This window comes from Micromonospora sp. CNZ296 (genome assembly GCF_007827635.1).
Genome location: NZ_VISW01000010.1, coordinates 110,571 through 129,520 on the forward strand (window position 1 = coordinate 110,571; position 18,950 = coordinate 129,520).

General features: G+C 71.7%; 13 protein-coding genes. 6 read left to right on the forward strand and 7 right to left on the reverse strand.

Features of this window, described 5'->3' with window-relative positions:
* Positions 1-257 precede the first annotated feature (257 nt).
* Positions 258-4,445 (forward strand): replicative DNA helicase, encoded by a 4,188-nt coding sequence (locus tag FB455_RS18040; protein WP_486481544.1) that lies wholly within the window; start codon positions 258-260, stop codon positions 4,443-4,445.
* A 6-nt stretch (positions 4,446-4,451) separates the two neighbouring features.
* Here the strand turns inward: FB455_RS18040 and FB455_RS18045 are convergent, their stop codons facing one another.
* The 5 genes from FB455_RS18045 to FB455_RS18065 form a co-directional block, all read right to left on the reverse strand.
* A complete protein-coding gene (locus FB455_RS18045) occupies positions 4,452-5,132 on the reverse strand; it encodes a maleylpyruvate isomerase N-terminal domain-containing protein (RefSeq protein ID WP_145754203.1) in 681 nt (226 codons plus the stop codon).
* 94 nt (positions 5,133-5,226) lie between these two features.
* Entirely contained in the window at positions 5,227-5,619 is a 393-nt protein-coding gene (locus FB455_RS18050) for a TFIIB-type zinc ribbon-containing protein (RefSeq protein WP_013289350.1), read from the reverse strand.
* A gap of 23 nt (positions 5,620-5,642) precedes the next feature.
* Positions 5,643-6,275 (reverse strand): phosphoribosyltransferase, encoded by a 633-nt coding sequence (locus FB455_RS18055; RefSeq protein ID WP_145754206.1) that lies wholly within the window; start codon positions 6,273-6,275, stop codon positions 5,643-5,645.
* A complete protein-coding gene (locus tag FB455_RS18060; protein WP_145754208.1) occupies positions 6,272-7,615 on the reverse strand; it encodes a glycosyltransferase 87 family protein in 1,344 nt (447 codons plus the stop codon). The genes FB455_RS18055 and FB455_RS18060 overlap by 4 nt, the downstream gene beginning before the upstream one ends.
* 40 nt (positions 7,616-7,655) lie before the next feature.
* A complete protein-coding gene (locus FB455_RS18065; RefSeq protein WP_486481545.1) occupies positions 7,656-10,184 on the reverse strand; it encodes a putative bifunctional diguanylate cyclase/phosphodiesterase in 2,529 nt (842 codons plus the stop codon).
* 628 nt (positions 10,185-10,812) lie between these two features.
* Here FB455_RS18065 and FB455_RS18070 point away from each other — a divergent pair.
* The 5 genes from FB455_RS18070 (at position 10,813) to FB455_RS18090 (ending at position 16,743) form a co-directional block, all read left to right on the forward strand.
* A complete protein-coding gene (locus FB455_RS18070; RefSeq protein ID WP_486481546.1) occupies positions 10,813-13,773 on the forward strand; it encodes an AfsR/SARP family transcriptional regulator in 2,961 nt (986 codons plus the stop codon).
* Between the two features lie 253 nt (positions 13,774-14,026).
* Positions 14,027-14,518, forward strand: a complete 492-nt coding sequence (gene moaC / locus FB455_RS18075) for a cyclic pyranopterin monophosphate synthase MoaC (protein WP_013289345.1) — start codon at positions 14,027-14,029, stop codon at positions 14,516-14,518.
* The gene (locus FB455_RS18080; RefSeq protein WP_013289344.1) at positions 14,515-14,985 is read left to right on the forward strand and encodes a MogA/MoaB family molybdenum cofactor biosynthesis protein; all 471 of its coding nucleotides are present in this window, start codon (positions 14,515-14,517) and stop codon (positions 14,983-14,985) included. Before moaC ends, FB455_RS18080 begins: the two co-directional genes overlap by 4 nt.
* A gap of 37 nt (positions 14,986-15,022) precedes the next feature.
* Positions 15,023-16,282, forward strand: coding sequence for a molybdopterin molybdotransferase MoeA (locus FB455_RS18085; protein WP_013289343.1), 1,260 nt, complete (start codon positions 15,023-15,025; stop codon positions 16,280-16,282).
* Between the two features lie 35 nt (positions 16,283-16,317).
* A complete protein-coding gene (locus FB455_RS18090) occupies positions 16,318-16,743 on the forward strand; it encodes a molybdenum cofactor biosynthesis protein MoaE (protein ID WP_174361832.1) in 426 nt (141 codons plus the stop codon).
* Positions 16,744-16,747: 4 nt separating this feature from the next.
* On the opposite strand, the gene FB455_RS18095 is transcribed toward FB455_RS18090, so the two are convergent.
* Positions 16,748-18,172 (reverse strand): glycosyltransferase 87 family protein, encoded by a 1,425-nt coding sequence (locus FB455_RS18095; protein WP_013289341.1) that lies wholly within the window; start codon positions 18,170-18,172, stop codon positions 16,748-16,750.
* Between the two features lie 207 nt (positions 18,173-18,379).
* Positions 18,380-18,925: a DoxX family protein gene (locus tag FB455_RS18100; RefSeq protein WP_013289340.1), complete on the reverse strand. Its 546-nt coding sequence runs from the start codon at positions 18,923-18,925 to the stop codon at positions 18,380-18,382.
* Positions 18,926-18,950 lie beyond the last annotated feature (25 nt).

Genomic DNA, 18,950 nt, shown 5'->3' on the forward strand with positions numbered 1-18,950 from the left:
TCGCCGTTTCGCAGCGATAGTACGGGACGAACGACGACAAAGCTCGGCCGGAAATCTTCCGTCCACAGGGTGGGGATAGAAAAAGCCCAGGTCAGAGGCGATAAGCCCGGAATTCCCCATCACTTTTCCACACCCCTGTGCACACCCTGCGCACATGCCTGTCCCCAGGCGTCCACAGGTTGTCCCGAGGCTCATCCACCGGCCTTGTTGAGCGGTTGACCTCGGGTTCCGTATCGTGGTCCACCGACCGCCGGGCGATGACCCCCGATCGACCGGAGGGTCGGCGGAGAGTTGTCATACCCCGGCGATACAGCTGGACTCGATCCGACGCAGCGAGGGGGGAACCCGTGTCGGTCACCGACGAGACGCGTGCGGAACGGACCGGGGGATCATCGCCCGAGCCGCCGCCGCGCGAATCTGCGTTCGAGAAGACACCACCCCAGGACGTCGCCGCCGAGCAGTGCGTACTCGGCGGCATGCTGCTGTCCAAGGACGCCATCGCGGACGTCGTGGAGATCCTGAAGACAAACGACTTCTACCGCCCGGTCCACGCCACCATCTTCGACGCGATCCTGGACATCTACGGTCGCGGCGAACCCGCCGACCCGATCACCGTGGCGGCCGCGCTCGCCGACTCCGGTGACCTCGCCCGGATCGGCGGCGCCCCCTACCTGCACACGCTGATCGCCAGCGTGCCCACCGCCGCGAACGCCGCGTACTACGCCCGGATCGTCGGCGAACGAGCGGTGCTCCGCCGGCTGGTCGAGGCCGGCACCCGGATCGTGCAGCTCGGCTACGGCACCGGCCCGAGCGGCAGCCGCGACGTCGACGACATCGTCGACCTCGCCCAGCAGGCCGTGTACGAGATCACCGAGAAGCGCGTCAGCGAGGACTTCGCCGTCCTGGCCGACATGCTCCAGCCGACGCTGGACGAGATCGAGGCGGTCGGCGCCCAGGGCGGGGTGATGACCGGTGTGCCGACCGGGTTCACCGACCTCGACCGCCTGCTGAACGGCCTGCACGCCGGCCAGCTCATCATCGTGGCCGGCCGGCCTGGTCTCGGTAAGGCGCTCGCACTCGACACCCCGCTGCCCACCCCACAGGGCTGGACCACCATGGGTGAGGTGCGCGTCGGCGAGCAGCTCCTCGCCGCGGACGGCATCCCGACGACGATCACCAACGTCTTCGACGTGATGTACGACCGCCCCTGCTACGAGGTCGAGTTCTCCGACGGAAGCGTCATCGTGGCGGACGCCGAGCACCTGTGGAAGACCACCACCCGGGCCAGCCGACGCCAGCCGGAGGCACGTCGGCGGCACCACTGGGCCGAGCCGGCGTTGGCGAAGGTACGGGCGGCCGAGGTGGCTGCATCCGCCGAACCGCACCGCCTGGTCACTCTCGCCGAAACCCTGGAACAGGTCGGTCCGGAATTCCGCAACGTGCTTCACACGGTGGCGCAGACAGTGGGTTCCAACGGCCGGGTCGCCCGCCCGGTGACCTGGGCCGGCAAGACACGCAACTGGACGGCTCCGGGCTACCCGGTGGGCGCGTTGATCTCCGGCCTCCGTGCACGCGCGGAACGACCGGTGAACGCCGGCAGCCGCGCCGAGCATGACGGGATCGTCACGACGGCGCAGATCGCGGCCACGCTACGTACCGAGACGGCCGACCGCCGTCTCAACCACGCCGTGCGGAACTGCGCGCCGCTCCGACTTCCAGAACGCGACCTGACCGTCCCGCCGTACACCCTCGGGGTGTGGCTCGGCGACGGGCACACCGGGGCCAGCCGCTTCACCACCGCGGACGCGGAGATGCTCGACCTCGTGGCCCAGGACGGCTTCCTGGTGCGCCCGAGTGGGCCCATGGTCTACAGCGTGCATCTGCCCACGCCGGGCAGGACGGCGGACCGCACCTGCGTCGACTGCGGCGGCTCCACCCGTGCCCTGCGGGAGAACCCCGCAACCCGCCGCTGCGCCGAGTGCCACGAGCGGAACGGCTCCTTCCTGGCCCTGCTCCGCCGGGTCGGTGTGGCCTACGACAAGCACATTCCGGACGACTATCTACGCGCCTCCGAAACCCAGCGCCGGGCGTTGCTCGCCGGTCTCATGGACACCGACGGCACGGTGGCGCCGACCGGGAACCTGCAGTACACGTCCACCTCGCGGCGCTTGATCGACGGCGTACGGGAACTCGTCGTCAGCCTGGGCTATCGGTGCACCATGACCGAGCGCAAGGTGCGCGGCCGTACCGAGGAATCGTCGATCGAGTACACGCTGAACTTCTCCACCCCGGACACGGTCTTCCGGCTGGACCGGAAGCGGACCGCCCATGCGGCCCGGCGCCGGACGTCCTCGGACGTCCGCTCCCACTCGCGGTTCATCGTGGACGTCCGTCCGGTGCCGAGCGTTCCGGTGCGCTGTGTGACCGTCGACAATCCCGACCATCTGTATCTGGCGGGCCGCTCGATGATCCCGACGCACAACAGCACGGCAAGTATGGACTTCGCCCGAAATGCAGCTATCCGCGCCAACCAGGCGTCGGCGATCTTCTCGCTGGAAATGAGCAAGGTCGAGATCGTCATGCGACTCCTCTCGGCCGAGGCGCGCGTGCCCCTGCACGTCCTGCGCAGTGGCCAGCTCTCCGACGACGACTGGACCAAGCTGGCCCGCTGCATGGGTGAGATCAGCGAGGCGCCGCTCTTCGTCGACGACACGCCGAGCATGAACCTCATGGAGATCCGGGCGAAGGCGCGACGGCTCAAGCAGAAGCACGACCTGAAGCTGATCGTCGTCGACTATCTCCAGCTGATGACCTCGCCGAAGCGCACCGAGAGCCGGCAGCAGGAGGTCGCGGACCTGTCCCGTGGCCTGAAGCTGCTGGCCAAGGAGGTCGAATGCCCGGTGATCGCGGTGAGTCAGCTGAACCGTGGCCCCGAGCAGCGCACCGACAAGCGACCCCAGCTTTCCGACCTGCGTGAATCGGGCTGCCTGACCGCGGATACGAGACTTATCAGGGCCGACGACAACTCGGAGATCACCCTCGGGGCGCTTCTTGCTGGGAACGTCAGGGACATTCCGGTCTGGGCCCTCGATGAAGGTCTCCGCTACACCCCCCGGACGCTCACGCACGCATTCCCCAGTGGGACGCGGGAGGTGTTCCGGATGACCCTCGCCTCCGGGAAACAGGTGGAGGCGACTGCCAACCATCCTTTCCTCACGTTCGGCGGGTGGGTGCCACTGGAGGAACTCACGGTTGGAACGCGGCTCGCCGCGCCTCGGCACATTCCGCCGCCGCTGAACATCCAGCCGTGGGCCGAGTCGGCGGTGGTCATGCTGGCACACCTCCTCGGGGACGGCTCGTTCGTCCGCCGGCAGCCGATCCGCTACGCCAGTTGTGACGAGGCCAACCTGGCGGCCGTGACTGAGGCCGCGACGCACTTCGGGATCACGGCTGTGCGAGACGACTACCCGGCTGCCCGAGTGACCACGCTCCGGCTACCGGCACCATTCCGGCTCGCTCGCGGGCGGCGGAATCCGATCGCCGAGTGGCTGGACGGGTTGGGGCTGTTCGGGCTGCGGTCCCACGAGAAGTTCGTACCTCAAGCGGTGTTCGGTCTGCCCAAGGAGCAGATCACCCTCTTCCTTCGGCACCTCTGGGCCACCGACGGGTCCGTGACCGTCAACAAGTCCGGCCGAGGCGGACGGGTCTACTTCTCCTCCACGTCGCGGCGCATGCTGGAGGACATCTCACGCCTGCTGCTTCGCTACGGAATCTCGGCTCGACTGCGGCAGGTACCGGTCGCCCGACACCGGCCGCAGTACACCCTGGACATCTCCGGCCGAGACGACCAGCTCCGCTTCCTTCGGGAAATCGGTGTGCACGGTGAGCGCGCCAACAGCTGCGCGGCGCTGCTGGTGATTCTCGAATCCGTCATCAGTAACCCGAACGTGGACACCGTTCCCAGGGAGGTGTGGTCACGGGTTCGGGAGGTCCTGGCGGAGCGCAAAATGAGCCACCGGGAGTTCGCGGCGGCGGTCGGAACCCAGTTCTCCGGCAGCGCGATGTGGAAGCGTGCACCCAGCCGGTGCCGTCTCGCCAAGGTGGCCGCGGTGCTGGACTCTGCGGATCTCGACCTGCACGCCACGAACGACATCTTCTGGGACGAGATCGTCTCGATCGAGTCAGTCGGCGAGAAGGACGTTTACGACGCCACGGTGCTCGGCACGCACAACTTCATCGCCAACGGGATCGCCGCGCACAACTCGATCGAGCAGGATGCGGACGTTGTCATTCTTCTGCACCGCGACGACTACTACGACAAGGAGTCGCCGCGAGCGGGCGAAGCGGACTTTATTGTTGCAAAGCACAGAAATGGTCCTACCGACACGGTCACTGTAGCGGCCCAGCTGCACCTGTCGCGCTTCGTCGACATGGCCATCGTCTGAGCGACGTCAGCCGAGCAGCGGGAACCAGCCGGCGGCCTCGCCCAGTTCCAGCCGGTCCCGGTCGGTGAGCGGCACCCGCCCGGCGGCCTTCAGCAGGTAGTCGTGGTCGTCCCAGCCGGCCGGCCGGACCGCGTCGTCGCTGAGCAGGCCGTCCATCGTGGTCACCGCTACCCGCGTCGGGTCCGCCGCCGGCCGCGGCGCGTCCGGCAGGTCCACCACCAGGTCCAGGTGATGGATGACCGCCTCGGTGGTCAGGGTGGCGAGCAGATGGGGTACGCGCAGCACGTGCCCCTGTGTCGTCACGTACCCGTCGGGGTCGGCCGCGGTGGCCGCGCGGACGGCGGCGGGCGCGGTGTCGGCCCAGAGGCGGACCACGCCTGTGGGCCTGTCGAAGGCGGCGGCGGAGCGGCGTGCCCACCAGGCGTGCCCGGCGCTCACGTCGTCGTCGCCGGGGGTGAACGCGCGCCAGTAGCTGACGTCGTCCACGTCGGCCGGTCCGGGTGCGGGGCTGGCCAGGGCGACGAGTGCGCGCTGGGCGTCGCAGAGCACGTGGAAGAGCAGGTCGGCGACGACCCAGCCGCGGCACCGGGTGGGCCGTTGCAGGCCGGCGTCGTCGAGCGGGGTGACGACGGCGGTGATGCCGTCGTACGCCTGGGCCAGCGCCTCGTGCTGCCGGATCGGGCTCATGCCGAGCAGCCTGCCACGGTGCGGTAGGCGCGGCACGCCGACGAGCGCGCCGGGTCGATGCGGTGCATCGGCCCGGCGTGCGCGTTGCCGGCGGTCAGTCGAACAGTTCGCCGAGGAAGCCGTGCTTCTTCTTGCGCCGGTAGTGGCCGTGGTAGCCGTGGTGCTGCTGACCGTGGCCGTACGCGGGCTGCGCGTAGCCGTGGCCGGGCGGCGGCGGAGGGGGCGGGGGGACGGCGCCGTAGCCGGGCTGGTGCGGCGCGGCGGCGGGCGGGGGCGGCGGAGGTGGCGGGTAGCCGGCACCGGACGGCGCGGGCTGCTGCGGGGCGCCGCCGTGCTGCCGGTTCCAGTTGGCCTCGGCATCGAACAGCTTTTCCAGCTCGCCGCGGTCGAGGAAGATGCCCCGGCATTCGCCGCACTGGTCGATGACTACTCCGCTGCGCTCGTACTGGCGCATTTCTCCGCGGCACTTGGGACAGGTCATCTGCATGACAACGACGGTACCGGGTGTTTTCACGCAGTGGCGGTCAGCGCCTGCGTGACCTCGTCGTCGGAGACCTCGTGGAAGTCCTCGTAGTACGCCCCGACGGCGGCGAAGTCGGGCGGGAGTTGGCAGCTCACGACCGTGTCGGCGTCGGCGGCGAGCATGTCGTACGCCTGCTCGGATCCGACCGGGACGGCGACCAGGACGCGGACGGCGCCGAGGTGGCGGGCGACCTGGACGGCGGCGCGGGCGGTGGCGCCGGTGGCGAGGCCGTCGTCCACGATGACGGCGGTGCGCCCGGTGAGGTCGAGCGGTGGGCGGCCGCCGCGGTAGCGCTGTTCGCGGCGTTCCAGTTCGGCCTGTTCGCGGCGGCGGACCTGGGCCCTGTCGTTCTCGCTGATCCGGCCGGCGACCATCTCGTTGAGGACCTGCACGCCGCCGGGGCCGAGCGCGCCGTACGCGACCTCGGGTGCCCAGGGCACGCCGAGCTTGCGGACGACGAGGACGTCCAGTGGTGCGCCGAGCCGGTCGGCGACCACCCGGGCGACGGGTACACCGCCGCGTACCAGGCCGAGCACGATGACGCCGGGCCGGCCGGCGAGGTCGGTGAGTCGTTCGGCGAGTTCGCGTCCCGCCTCGGCCCGGTCGCGGTAGGTGGTCATCCCTCAGGTGTACGCCTTCCGGCCGGATGGCGCGGGGCGGTTGCCGGGAATGCCGCCCTGTCGTCCGGTCGGGTGAGCGCCAGCGCGGGGGCGAGGACGAGCAGGGCTGCCGGGTAGAGCAGGTACCCGAAGCGGGTGGAGGGCATCAGCAGGATCGCGGCGAGCAGTCCGTACCCGCAGATGATGGCCGTGGCGGCGGCGGTGCGGGGCGGACGGCGCAGCAGCCGGACGGCGATGGCTCCTCCGGCGGCGACGAGCAGCGCGGCGGCGACGGCGCGGCCGGCCGGGAGTGTCTCGGCGATGAGGTGCCCGGGGAACGGCGACTGGGCGGGGCTGGTGACGAGGCCGTGGCCGAGCGGGAAGCGCAGCACGTTCTCGACGAGGGCGTCGCGGTCGACGAGGAGTACCGGGATCAGGGCGAGGACGGGTAGGCCGATGGCGCCGAGGGCGGTGCGGGTCGCGGACCGGCGGGTGGCGGCCCAGCAGATCAGCACGACGGCGACCGGCCAGGCGAAGAGCTTCAGGGCACCGGCGGCGCCGACCGCGAGGCCGGCCCGGCCGGGTCGGCCGGCGGCGGCGAGCGCGAGGGCGAGCAGGCAGAGCGCGAGTACGGGGAGGTCGTCGCCGCCGGTGGCGAGGGTGAGCGCGCAGACGGGCAGGACTGTGGCGGCCTGGACGGCGCGCAGGACGGCGGCGTCGCGGCGGGGTGCGCCCGGGCCGCCACTTGCGCGCAGCGTGGCGACGAGGGCGACGAGGGTGAGCGCGGTGACCACGGCGAACCAGACGCGGGAGTCGGTCCACCAGGCGTCGACGGCGGCACGGGGCAGCCCGAACAGCGCCATACCGGGCTGGTAGGGGGTGTAGCCGAGGAGTTGCTCGCCGGGGGGCAGGGCGGCGATGGCGTCGGGTCCGAGGTAGGGGGTGCCGTGCTCGGCGAGGCGGGCTCCGGCGTGTTCGACGACGATCACCTCCTCCTGGGCCCGGTCGGTGCGTCCGCCGGCGCGTTCGACGCTCTGCGTGACGATCGGCAGCAGCGCGGTGGCGGCCCAGGTGAGACCGGCGACGGTCCAGCGTGCGGGCAGGCCGGCCAGGGGGGTGCCGGGGTCGCGGCGGCGGGCGAGCAGCTGGGTGGTCGCGGCGAGCGTGGCGAGCGCGTACCCGATGGTGGCGACGGCGCCCCAGGCGCGGTGCGGCGGGAGGGTGGAGGTGGCGGCGGTGATCGCGGCGAAGACGGTGGCGGCGGCGTAGAGGCCCAGGTCGAGGGCGAGGCCGCCGGCGGCGGTGTCGAGTGCCGACCAGCGGCGGGAGACGGGGGTTGCCGGGTCGGCTTGGGCGGTCACGCGGGCCAGTGTGGCAGACCGGCGGGGTGGCCCGGCCGGGTCAGGGTTGCCGGGCGTCGGTGGCGGCGGGGGATGACGGGCGGGTGCGGCCGGTGCGGCGGCCGGGGAGGCGGATGACGGCGCCGGCGTCGTGCAGCGCGGGTGCGAGCGCGCCGGTCCGGCCGCCGTGGCCGCGCTGGAGGGCGGCGAGGAGCGCGGCTGCGGGCAGTGGCCGGGCGAACAGGTGGCCCTGCCCGGCGGCGCAGCCGAGTTCCCAGAGCGCGCGGCGTTGCGGTTCGCTCTCCACGCCCTCGGCGACCACGGTGAGGTCGAGGCTGCGGCCGAGGTCGAGGGTGGAGCGGATCACGGCGGCGGCTTCGGGCGCGGTCTCCATGGCGCCGACGAAACTGCGGTCGATCTTCAATTCGTGTACGGGGATGCGGGAGAGCAGGGAGAGCGACGAGTATCCGGTGCCGAAGTCGTCGAGCGCGAGCCGGACGCCGGAGTCACGCAGCCGGCTGAGGACGCGGTCGACGACGTCGAGCTGGCTGAGCGTGAGCGTCTCGGTCAGTTCCAGCACGAGCCGGTCCGGCGGGAGGTCGTGGGCGCGTAGCCGGGCCAGCACGGCGCCGGGGAAGCGGGCGTCGAGCAGGCTGCGCGGGGACACGTTCACCGAGACGGGCAGGTCGAAGCCGGCGTCGCGCCAGGAGCCGGCGGCGATGAGGGCCTGGTCGAGGATCGCCTCGGCGAACGCGGGGAGCAGCCCGGAGCGTTCCACCGCTTCGAGGAAGCGCAGCGGGTCGATGAGCCCGTGGGTGGGGTGGTGCCAGCGGGCGAGTGCCTCCGCGCCGATCACCTCGCCGCTGCCCAGGTCGACGATGGGCTGGAAGTTGACGGTGAACTCGTGGTCGGCGACGGCGCGGGGCAGTTCGCCGCCGAGGGTGAGCCGGCTCAGGTCGGCGGTGTCGCGGGCCGGTGCGTAGGTGGCGACCCGTTGGCCGGCGCGTTTGGCCTGGTACATGGCCACGTCGGCGCGGCGCAGCAGTTCGGCCATGCCGCCGGTGGCGGGGGCGACGGCGATGCCGCCGCTGGCCTCCACGCTGATCCGCATGCCGTCGAGGTCGAGCGGGTCGTGCAGCGCCGCGAGCAGGGCCTCGGCGCGGTGGGCGGCGACGGCCGGCGCGGGCAGGCCGCGCAGGAGTACGGCGAACTCGTCGCCGCCGAGCCGGGCGACCAGGTCGTCGGGGCGGGCCGCGCCGCGGAGGCGTTCGGCGACCTGGATCAGCACCTGGTCGCCGGCGCCGTGCCCGAGGGTGTCGTTGACTTCCTTGAAGTGGTTGAGGTCGATCAGCACCAGGGCGGTGACGCCGTCGGCGTGCCGGCTGGTGAGCTGGGCGCTGCCCTCGTCGAGCAGGTGCCGCCGGTTGGACAGGCTGGTGAGGGCGTCGTGGGTGGCGGCGTAGGCGTGGTCCTCGGCGATGCGGGCGAGTTCGGCGTACGCCTGGGCGTTGCGGACCGCGGTGCAGAGGGCGGAGGCGAAGGTACGCAGGGTGTACTGCTCGCGTTCGGAGAGTTCGACCGGGCCGGCGAACCGCAGCCGCAGCACGCCTACGTCGTCGGTGCGGTCGTGGCCCTCCAGCGGGACCGGCATGACCTGACCGTCGACGGCGCTGGGCCGGGGGGCTGTTCCGTCGTACGCGATGTCCGTGCCGTTGCCCCGGACGGTGCGTTCGCCGTCGCGTAGCTCGATCTCGACCTCGTCGGCGGAGAAGAGTTCGCTGGCCTCGGTGACCGCTGTGGTGAGCACCTGGTCGAGGTCGACCACGTTGAGGGCGTCGGTGGCGCGGGCCAGGCGCTGCCATGCCTGCTGCTCGGTGCGGGTGCGGATGCGGCTGGAGTAGGCCAGGTGCAGGCTGAGCACCAGCGCCGGTACGGCGAGCAGCAGGCGGGGGTCGACCCGCAGGATGAGCACGGTGCTGGCGGCCACCAGGAAACGCAGGCCGAAACCGGCGATCCGCAGGTCGAGGTCGTCGCGGAACTGCTGGAGGATCGGTGTGCGGGAGGCGAGCGCGATGACCGGGATCGCGAGGACGTCATCGAGGACCGCAGCCACCAGGTAGACGAACCCCAGCAGGACGACGATGCCGAGTGGCTCCCGAGGCGGCCAGGCGCTTCCCAGCAGCAGGGTGGCGACAGTGGCTCCGCCGGCCACCAGTGTGTGCTTCGCGATGGCGAATGCCACCTTGATGGGGGCCAGGCGGGTGACTGATCCGCACGCCACGCCGATCCCGGTGGCCAGGACGACCCACGAGGGCGGAGCGACGGCGAGGCCGATGACGATCGCGGTCTCGACCCAGGCGAAGTAAAAGGTGGTGGAGCGGATCCGCAGACGGGTCTTGATGACGGTGGCCAGGGTCACCGTCACGACGAGAGCTGTGACGGTGACGAAGTCACGTACGGAGTCAGGGTGTTGTGTACGGGCGGAGTAGATCGCGGTGAGGGCGACGATCGTCGCCCCCGCGACCAACGTGTAGACGATCCCGCGCAGGTGTGGGTCGACAGCCGTTCGGCTTTCCGTGGTTCGGCTCAACCCGAGTCACCCGCCGCTCACCGTCGGTATGCGATGAGCGGCAGCCTACCGCTTCACCCGGGTCCGGGAAACTCATCCCCATTCGGTGCTGCGCATTGTGCTGCCCTCCTCGGATATCGCTTCGGGGCGGAATGGTCACGGACTGAAGTCGTTACTTCGATCCGCTGCCGCTCATTGCCGCCGGCGCCCTGTGCCTTCTTTGCGCGTATCCGCGCCTTGCTGACTGAAGGCAGATTAGGGGATATTCGAGTTGGTCTGAAAGAATTAATGTCGGTATGCGCAATATAAGTAACTATTGCGGGTTAAATGACGTTCTGTCCATGGCCTGCTTGCGGAGCGAAGCCGACTGTCTCCTTTAGGTACCCGGGCCGTCGCTGAGCGCATCGAATAGCGCGATACCACTCGGTCCGTGTGTAGCGTCGCTGCGGCGGCGAAACATTACAACCGTGCTTCGGGTGACTTCGGCAGACGTGTCGGACGACGGCGGCGACCAGCGCCTGAGCCCGGGGCGACGCCTCTGTGACGAATCGATTACGCTGTCGCTTCGTGGTGGGCGGGTGCCCACTGAGGCTGGAACAGCAGCATGGAAATCCGGGTTCTCGGGGGCTTGGCGGCGCGACTCGGCGCCGTGGACCTTCCGCTTGGAACGCCCAAGCAGCAGTTGGTGTTCGCGCTACTCGTCGCGCGGGCCAACCGGCTGGTCACGGTTCATGACCTGGTGGACGAGCTGTGGCCGGACGCTCCACCACGGTCGGCGATCGCAAACGTCCGGACCTACGCCGCCAATCTGCGGCGGAGTCTCGGCTCGGGTGCGGACGACGAAGCGAGGATCGTCCGTGAACCGGGCGGCTATCGACTTCTCATCGACGAGAAGCTGATCGATCTGCATCGACTGAACGTGCGCTCGCGCCGCGCCCGGGAGTTGATGCGGGAGGGGCGGTCGGCGCAGGCCGTCCCGGTGCTCGTCGAGGTGGTCGGCGCGGCGGCCCCACTGCTCGCAGGGTTGGCGCTGGGGCCGGCACTCACCGTTCAGCGCGAGGCCGTGAGTCAGGAACGGCAGGCGGCGCTGGAACTGTTGACAGAGGCATATCTCAACCTCGGGCGCCCCGAATCAGCGGTGTCGTTACTGCGTGACCACGTCTCGCATCAGCCGCTGCGCGAGCGGGCGCAGTGTCTCCTGATGCGCGCGCTCATCCAGACCGGCGACGCAGGGGGCGCCCTGGCCGTCTACCGCGCCACTCGCGAGGCGTTGTCCGATCAGCTCGGGGTGCCACCCAGCGCGGAGATGGAACGACTTCGTGTGGCGGCCACCCGGGCGCGACGCCGGATTCCGGAATCGGCGCGCGAGGTGGAGACGATCCGGAGTGGTGCTCATAAGCGCAATTGGTTGCCGCGGACGGTGATGGATTTCGTCGGCCGGGAGGAAATGGTCGATCGATTGTTGTGCGAAGTGCGGGAGGCATCCGGGCAGGGTCCGACGATCCGGGTGATCGACGGCATGGCGGGCTGCGGCAAGACGACCCTCGCCCTGCATGTGGCCTCCCGGTCGGCCGAGCGCTTCCCCGACGGGCAACTTTTCGTCGACCTGCGGGGACACAGCACGCGAACACGGATGCGGCCCACGGTGGCCCTGGACACGCTGCTTCACCAACTGGGTGTGCCGGCCGGCCGGATACCGCTGGAACTGCCCGGCCGGCAGGAGATGTGGCGGCGCGAACTGGCCGCGCGTTCGGTGCTGGTGGTGCTCGACAACGCCGCCGACAGCCGGCAGGTCGAGCCGCTGCTACCCGTCTCCGGATCGGCCGTCGTCCTCGTCACCAGCCGGCGGCGCCTGCTGGCACTCACCGAACGACCGCCGGTGTCCCTCGCCGTCCTCGCCGAGGCCGAGGCGCTCGAACTGCTCGCCACCCTCATCGGGAGCGGCCGGGTGGCGGCCGAGCCGGAGGCCGCGCGACAACTGGTCGCCATCTGCGGCTGCCTCCCTCTCGCTGTCGGACTGGCCGGCACCCGGCTGGCACATCGGCCCGACTGGCGGATCGCCGACCTCGTCGACAGGTTGAGCCACAGGTCGATCTTCCTCCCCGGTCTCCGCGCCGAGGCGCGAAGCGTGGTGGAGGCGTTCGCCGAGTCGTACGAGCCGCTCGACGAGGCGTGCCGGAAAGCCTTCCGATCCTTCGGGCTGGCGGCCGGGAACCACCTCGACACCGCCATGGTCGCCGCCCTCACCGACCTGCCCCTGCGGGACGCGGCGGACGTCCTCGACGAACTGGTGGACCGCCACCTCGTGCAGGAGACCTCGGCCGGCCGGTACCGCCTGCACGACCTGATGAGGCGTTACGCCGCCGAACTGGCCCGGCAGGAGGACGAGCCGACGACCGGGCGACCGGCGATCCGGAACCTGCTGGATCACGTGTTGCACTCGGTGGTGCGGGCGTCCGCGTCGATCGAGGACGGCCGGGTGCTCGCGCAGCACCTGCGGCTCGGAGAACCGCTTCGACCGGATCTGCTCGCCGGACGCGTCGACCGCGACCTGGACTGGCTGGAGGAACAGCGGTCGAACCTGGACGCCTTCGTCCGTCAGGCGGCTGACCAGGGCCATGAACCGATGGCGTGGCGTCTGGCTCGCGCCGGTTGGCGGTTCTTCTACATACGCGGTTACTTCGACGACATATCGGCCACGCACGCGGTGGGTCTCGCCGCCGCCCAGCGGTGCGGGGACCGGCACGCCGTGGCCCTCATGCACAACTATCTCGCCTCGGCGTGCGTACGCACCGGCGCCTACCAGGACGCCTCGGCACACCTGCACGAGGTCGTGTCGATCCTCACCGGGCTCGGTGACGAATCGGGCGCCCAGCGGGCACGGTTCAACCTCGGCGCCGTGCACTGGCTGACCGGGCGGCTCCACCAGTCGCTCGAAGCCAACCGCATGACGCTGCGCAGCTGTGCGCTGGACACCCTACCGGTCCTGCCGAACCTCGGCCTGACACTGCGCTACCTCGGTCGTTACGACGAGTCGACGGCGGTTCATCGGCTGCACCTCTTCGCCGCCCGGATCAAGCAGGATCCGTTCCACATGTCGAACGCACTGGGGCATCTCGGTGGCCTCAGATGCCGCCTGGGACAGAACGCGGCGGCGGAGCGCCTGCTCCGAGCCTCGCTCGCGCTCCGGGATCGCACCGGCAACGGCTTCGGCCGTGCCGAGACGCTCAGCGACCTCGCCGGCACCTACCGGCAACTCGGCCGCTACGACGACGCGCTGCGGCACCACGAGGCCGCCATCGAGGCCGCCGCCGCATCCGGCGAGCGGCACGTCCAGGCCCAGGCACGCAACGAGCTGGCCGTCACCCTGGGAGCCACGGGGCGAGCCGACGAAGCGGTGGCCGTCTTCGAGGAGGCACTCGCCATCGCCACCCGGATCGGCCATCCGTACGAGCAGGCCCGCGCCCTGGACGGCCTGGCCGGACATCTTGCGGAGAAGGAGCCGGCGCAGGCGCGACGGTACCGGCAGCGCGCGTTGGCGATCTTCGAGCGGATGGGTGCGCCCGAGCGCCACGACCTGCGCCGGCAGCTCGTCGAGACGCCGACCTGAACCGGCTTATCGATTTCTTATCGCGGCGTTCGTTAGCGTCCCCGGCATCGGCCACGGGGAGGGTTCAGCGCCAGAGCGGACCCGGCCGAACGAGGCCCCCACCGTCAGTTCCCCCCAGCGAATCGGCGGTGGGCAGGTGAGGGAGGGGCGTCGTGCACCAGCACCCGACACGACGCTCCTCCCCGCCGCAGGCCGCGGCACCCGGGCAGGCCGGAGCACCCGCGTCGTCGTACCCGGCGGATAGGGTCGGGCCGTGACCGAACCCGCGCAGCTCACCCACGTCGACCCGGCCGGTGCGGCCCGGATGGTCGACGTCTCCGCCAAGCCGGTCTCGGGCCGGCTCGCGGTCGCCGCCGGCCGCCTCCGCACCACCGCCGAGGTGGTGGAGTTGCTGCGCCGCGACGGCCTGCCCAAGGGCGACGCGCTCGCCGTCGGCCGGCTCGCCGGCATCATGGGCGCCAAGCGCACGCCCGACCTGATCCCGCTCTGCCACCCGATCGCGTTGCACGGCGTCACAGTCGACCTCGACCTCACCGCCGACACGGTGGAGATCACCGCCACCGCGAAGACCGCCGACCGAACGGGCGTGGAGATGGAGGCGCTGACCGCCGTGGCGGTCGCCGGGCTCGCCCTGGTCGACATGGTGAAGGCGGTCGACCCGGCCGCGTCGGTGGACGCCGTCCGGGTGCTCCGCAAGGAGGGCGGCAAGACCGGCGAGTGGGTCCGGCCGGAGGACCGGCCGTGATCCGGGCCCGGGTGATCGTGGCGTCCAACCGGGCTGCCGCCGGGGTGTACGAGGACACCAGCGGTCCGCTGCTCGTGACCGGGCTGCGCGAGCTGGGCTGCGAGGTCGACGCTCCGGTGGTGGTGCCCGACGGCGAACCGGTCGGCGACGCCCTGCGTGCCGCCCGCGCAGACGGCGTCGACGTGGTGCTGACCAGCGGTGGCACCGGCATCACCCCGACCGACCGCACGCCCGACGTGACGCGCGCGCTGCTCGACTACGAGATCCCCGGCATCGCCGAGGCGATTCGCGCGCACAGCCGCGACACCGTGCCGACGGCTGCGTTGTCCCGCGGGCTGGCCGGGGTGACCGGCCGGATGCTCGTGGTCAACCTGCCCGGCTCACGCGGTGGCGCCCGGGACGGTCTGGCGGTGCTCGGCCCGATCCTGCGGCACGCCGTCGACCAGCTTCGCGGCGGCGACCACTGAACCCGCGCGGCACGTGCCCCGGCGTTAGGCTCGCCGGATGAGCACGGAAACCGAAGCCGCCGCGGCCGAGGCCGGCACGCCACCACCGGCCGGGTGGGAGGAGGCCCGCTCCCGGGTGTACGCGGTGGGCCTGTCCGCCGCGCTCCCCGCGGTCGCCCGTCCGCTGGCCGAGGCCGACGGGCACACCCTGGCCGAGCCGCTGACCACGCGCACCGACCTGCCGGCGTTCCCCACCTCCAGCGTGGACGGCTGGGCGGTGCGCGGCGCGGGGCCGTGGCGGGTGGTCGGGCGGGTGCTCGCCGGGCAGACCACGCCTCCGCTGGAGGCCGACGGCAGCACGGTGGAGATCGCCACCGGCGCGATGGTTCCCGAGGGCACGACGGCGATCCTGCGGATCGAGGAGTCGACGCGTACCGCGGACGGCCTGGTGTCCGGCACGCCCCGCCCGGCGCCGGAGTGGCGGGAGCCGGGCGAGGAGGCGCACCTCGGGGAGGTACTGCTGCCCGCCGGCACGCCCGTGGACCCGGCGGTGATCGGCCTGGCCGCCTCCTGCGGGCACGACACGCTGCGGGTCCGCCGCCCACCCCGGGCCGCGCTCCTGGTCTTCGGCGACGAACTGCTCACCTCCGGTCCGCCCGGCGCCGGGCGGGTCCGTGACGCGCTCGGTCCGTCGGTGCCGGCCTGGCTGCGCCGCTACGGCTGCCAGGTGCGCGCGGCCGACGTGGTCGGCCCGGTCGCCGACACGCTGCCCGCGCACGTGGCGGCGCTGCGGGGCGCGCTCGCCAACGCCGACCTGGTCTGCACCACCGGCGGCACCATGCACGGTCCGGTCGACCATCTGCACCCGACGCTGGAGGCGCTCGGCGCCGACTACGTGGTGAACACCGTGGCGGTGCGCCCGGGTTTCCCGATGCTGCTCGCCCGGCTGGTGGACGGCGACGGGCGGGTGCGGTTCGTGGCCGGTCTGCCCGGCAACCCGCAGTCGGCCGTGGTGGCGCTCGTGTCGCTCGTCGCGCCCCTGCTCGCCGGTCTCACCGGCCGGCAGATGCCGGTACTGCCGCACGTGACACTGGCCGAGCCGATTCCCGGGCGCGGCGACTACACCCATCTGGCGCTGGCCCGCTGGGACCGCGTCGCCGGCACCGCGTACCCGGTGCGGCACGTCGGCTCGGCGATGCTGCGTGGGCTGGCCGGCGCGGACGGGTTCGCGATGATCCGGCCCGGCACCAGCGGCGCGGCCGGCGACCGGGTGCCGCTGGTGCCGCTGCCACTGACCCCCGGGGAGCGATTCGGGTGAGCGCGACGAACGAGCCGACGGGAGACGTCGTGACAGTGGAAGCAGGCGTGGTGCTCGGCGCGGTGACCGACCGGCCGCTCGACCTGGCCGCGCACGAGGCGGCGGTCGCCGACCGCCGTGCCGGCGCGGTGGTGTCCTTCCAGGGCGTGGTCCGCGACCACGACCACGGGCGGGCGGTCACCCGGCTGGAGTACGAGGGCCACCCCACCGCCGAGGCGGTGCTGCGCGAGGTGGCGGCCGAGGTGGCGGCCGACCCGCAGGTGTACGCGGTGGCGGTGTCGCACCGGATCGGCCCGCTGGAGATCGGTGACGTGGCACTGGTGGCGGCGGTCAGCACGGCGCACCGAGCGGCCGCGTTCGCCGCCTGCGCCCGGCTGGTCGACGAGGTGAAGGCGCGGCTGCCGATCTGGAAGCGGCAGGTCTTCGACGACGGCAGCGAGGAATGGGTGAACTGCCCCTGAGGGCTCAGCGCCGGGCGGCGAGCGCGGCGGTGCGGCCCAGCCGCTCGTGGTAGAACGCCGGCTCGGCGCCGGGACGCCACGGCAGCGCCGCGACGAGCACGATCAGCGCGATGGCCAGGGAGTTCTCCATCAGCGCGCCGAACAGGCCGTCCTGGTAGTGGGACACCTCGGGGAGCTGGTGCTCGTACGGCCAGATCGGTGAGATCAGGAACAGCAGGTAGAGCCCGAGCGCGCCGACGCCGTGGCGGAGCCCGGTCAGCGTCGGGTACCAGATCGGCGGGCGCAGTGCCGGCACACCGTTGGCCGAGGGACCGCCAGTGCCGCGCGGGGGCAGGCCGCGGCTGGCTTCGCGGCGGCGTACCGCGGCGTCGGCCAGCACGATGATCGCCGGGATGACCCAGATCAGGTGGTGCGACCAGGAGATCGGGCTGATCACGTTGGCGGTGAGCCCGACCAGCGTGAACGCGGTCAGCTCGTCGCCGTCGGCGCGGGCGCTCATCGCCCGGGACAGGCCCAGCGCCAGGATGAGCACCGAGAACGCCAGCCAGAGCAGGCCGGGCGTCTCGATCGAGTCGTAGAGGCGCGCCAGCAGACCGGCGAGGGACTGGTTGGCGGTCATGTCCGCCGCGCCGACCCGCTCGGTCTGCCAGAGCACGTCGGCGAAGTACGCGCGGGACTCCTCACCGAGCACACCGAACGTAGCGATGGTCACGCCGATGGCGGTGCCGACAGCGGTGAGCGCGGCCCGCCACTGCCGGGTGAGCATCAGATAGGCCACGAACAGCGCCGGGGTGAGCTTGACCGCTGTGGCGAGCCCGATGCCCACACCGGCCCAGGCGCCGCTGTAGACGAACCGGGCCAGCGGCGAATCGGCCGTCTCGTAGTGGGTGCCCCGCTTGGCCCGCCAGCGCAGGCCCACCATGTCCGCCATGATCAGCGCGAACAGCAGCAGGTTGACCTGCCCGTAGCCGAGCGTCTCCCGGGACGGCTCGATGGCGACTGCGAGCGGGGTGGCGATGCCGACTGTGAACCAGAGCGGCCAGCCGAGCCGGTCCACGATGGGGCGTAGCAGCGCCGCGAGGACGACGGCGAGCGCGCCGATGCTGGCGAGCGCGTTGACGAAACCGGCGCCGTCGACCGGCAGCCACGACATCGGCAGCATGACCAGGGCGGCGAACGGGGGGTAGGTGAAGCCCAGCGTGGTCGAGGGCGCGACGAAGTCGTACAGCTCGTTGCCGCCGGCCCACCACAGCACCGCGCCGTGGTAGATCTTCATGTCGAAGAAGTTGTACGGCCGTCCGAAGGCGCCGATGGCGAGCCACGCGGCGTACGACACGGCGGCGACGACGCCGAGACGCACCACGATCCGGCGGTCGACGCGGGAGGTCGGGGCGAGGCGGTTGGTCCGTCTACCGACTGTCGTCGGCATGGCGTGGCCACCCCCGTACCAAGGTCGTCGTACCCGTCCAGGTCCAGAACGGAGCCTAGAACGGCGCCTCACGTTGCTGCCTCCCGCGTTACGCGACCGTGTCCGATCCCACACGTGTTTTTGACATTTCCACCGCGTTAACGGGTCTCGGACGGTTCAGGTGATTGGTGGCCTTGCGGGGGGTGGTAGGCCGTACAGAGTGCCTGGTCAGCCGGGCATGCGGCGGGCGGTCGCCGCGGAGCGTACGGCGATCTTCGTCTCGCGGCGCGCCGTGCGGACCGCGCGCTTGACCGACCGGCGAGAGTGGTCGATCCGGTGGCCGGCGCGCCAGCGCAGCCCCGGCTTGCCCTCGGTGTCGGCGGCGGCGAGGAGGAGGCCACCGAGCAGGCCGAGGTTCTTCAGGAAGTGGATCTGGTTGTTGTTGCGCGCGGCCGGGTCGTCGTTGTTCCAGAAGGCGTGGCCGGCGGCGGTGGTCGGGATGAGCGTGCCCGCGAGCACCAGCGCGGCCGGACGGGTGAACCGGCCGGTGGCGAGCATCAGGCCGCCGACCAGCTGGGTGGCGGCGTTGGCCCGGATCAGCGAGACCGTGTCGGTGGGGATGCGGGGGTGCACGTTCTGGATCAGCGGGGCGACCTTCCCGGTGACCGGTTCCGCGGCCTGCACCAGGCGTTCCGGGTTGCGCAGGTTGCGGGCGCCGCTGACCACGAAGATGCCGCTCAACATGACTCGGGCGAGGGAGCGCACGGGCTTCATGGCTCAGTCTTACCCCGTCGGGGGC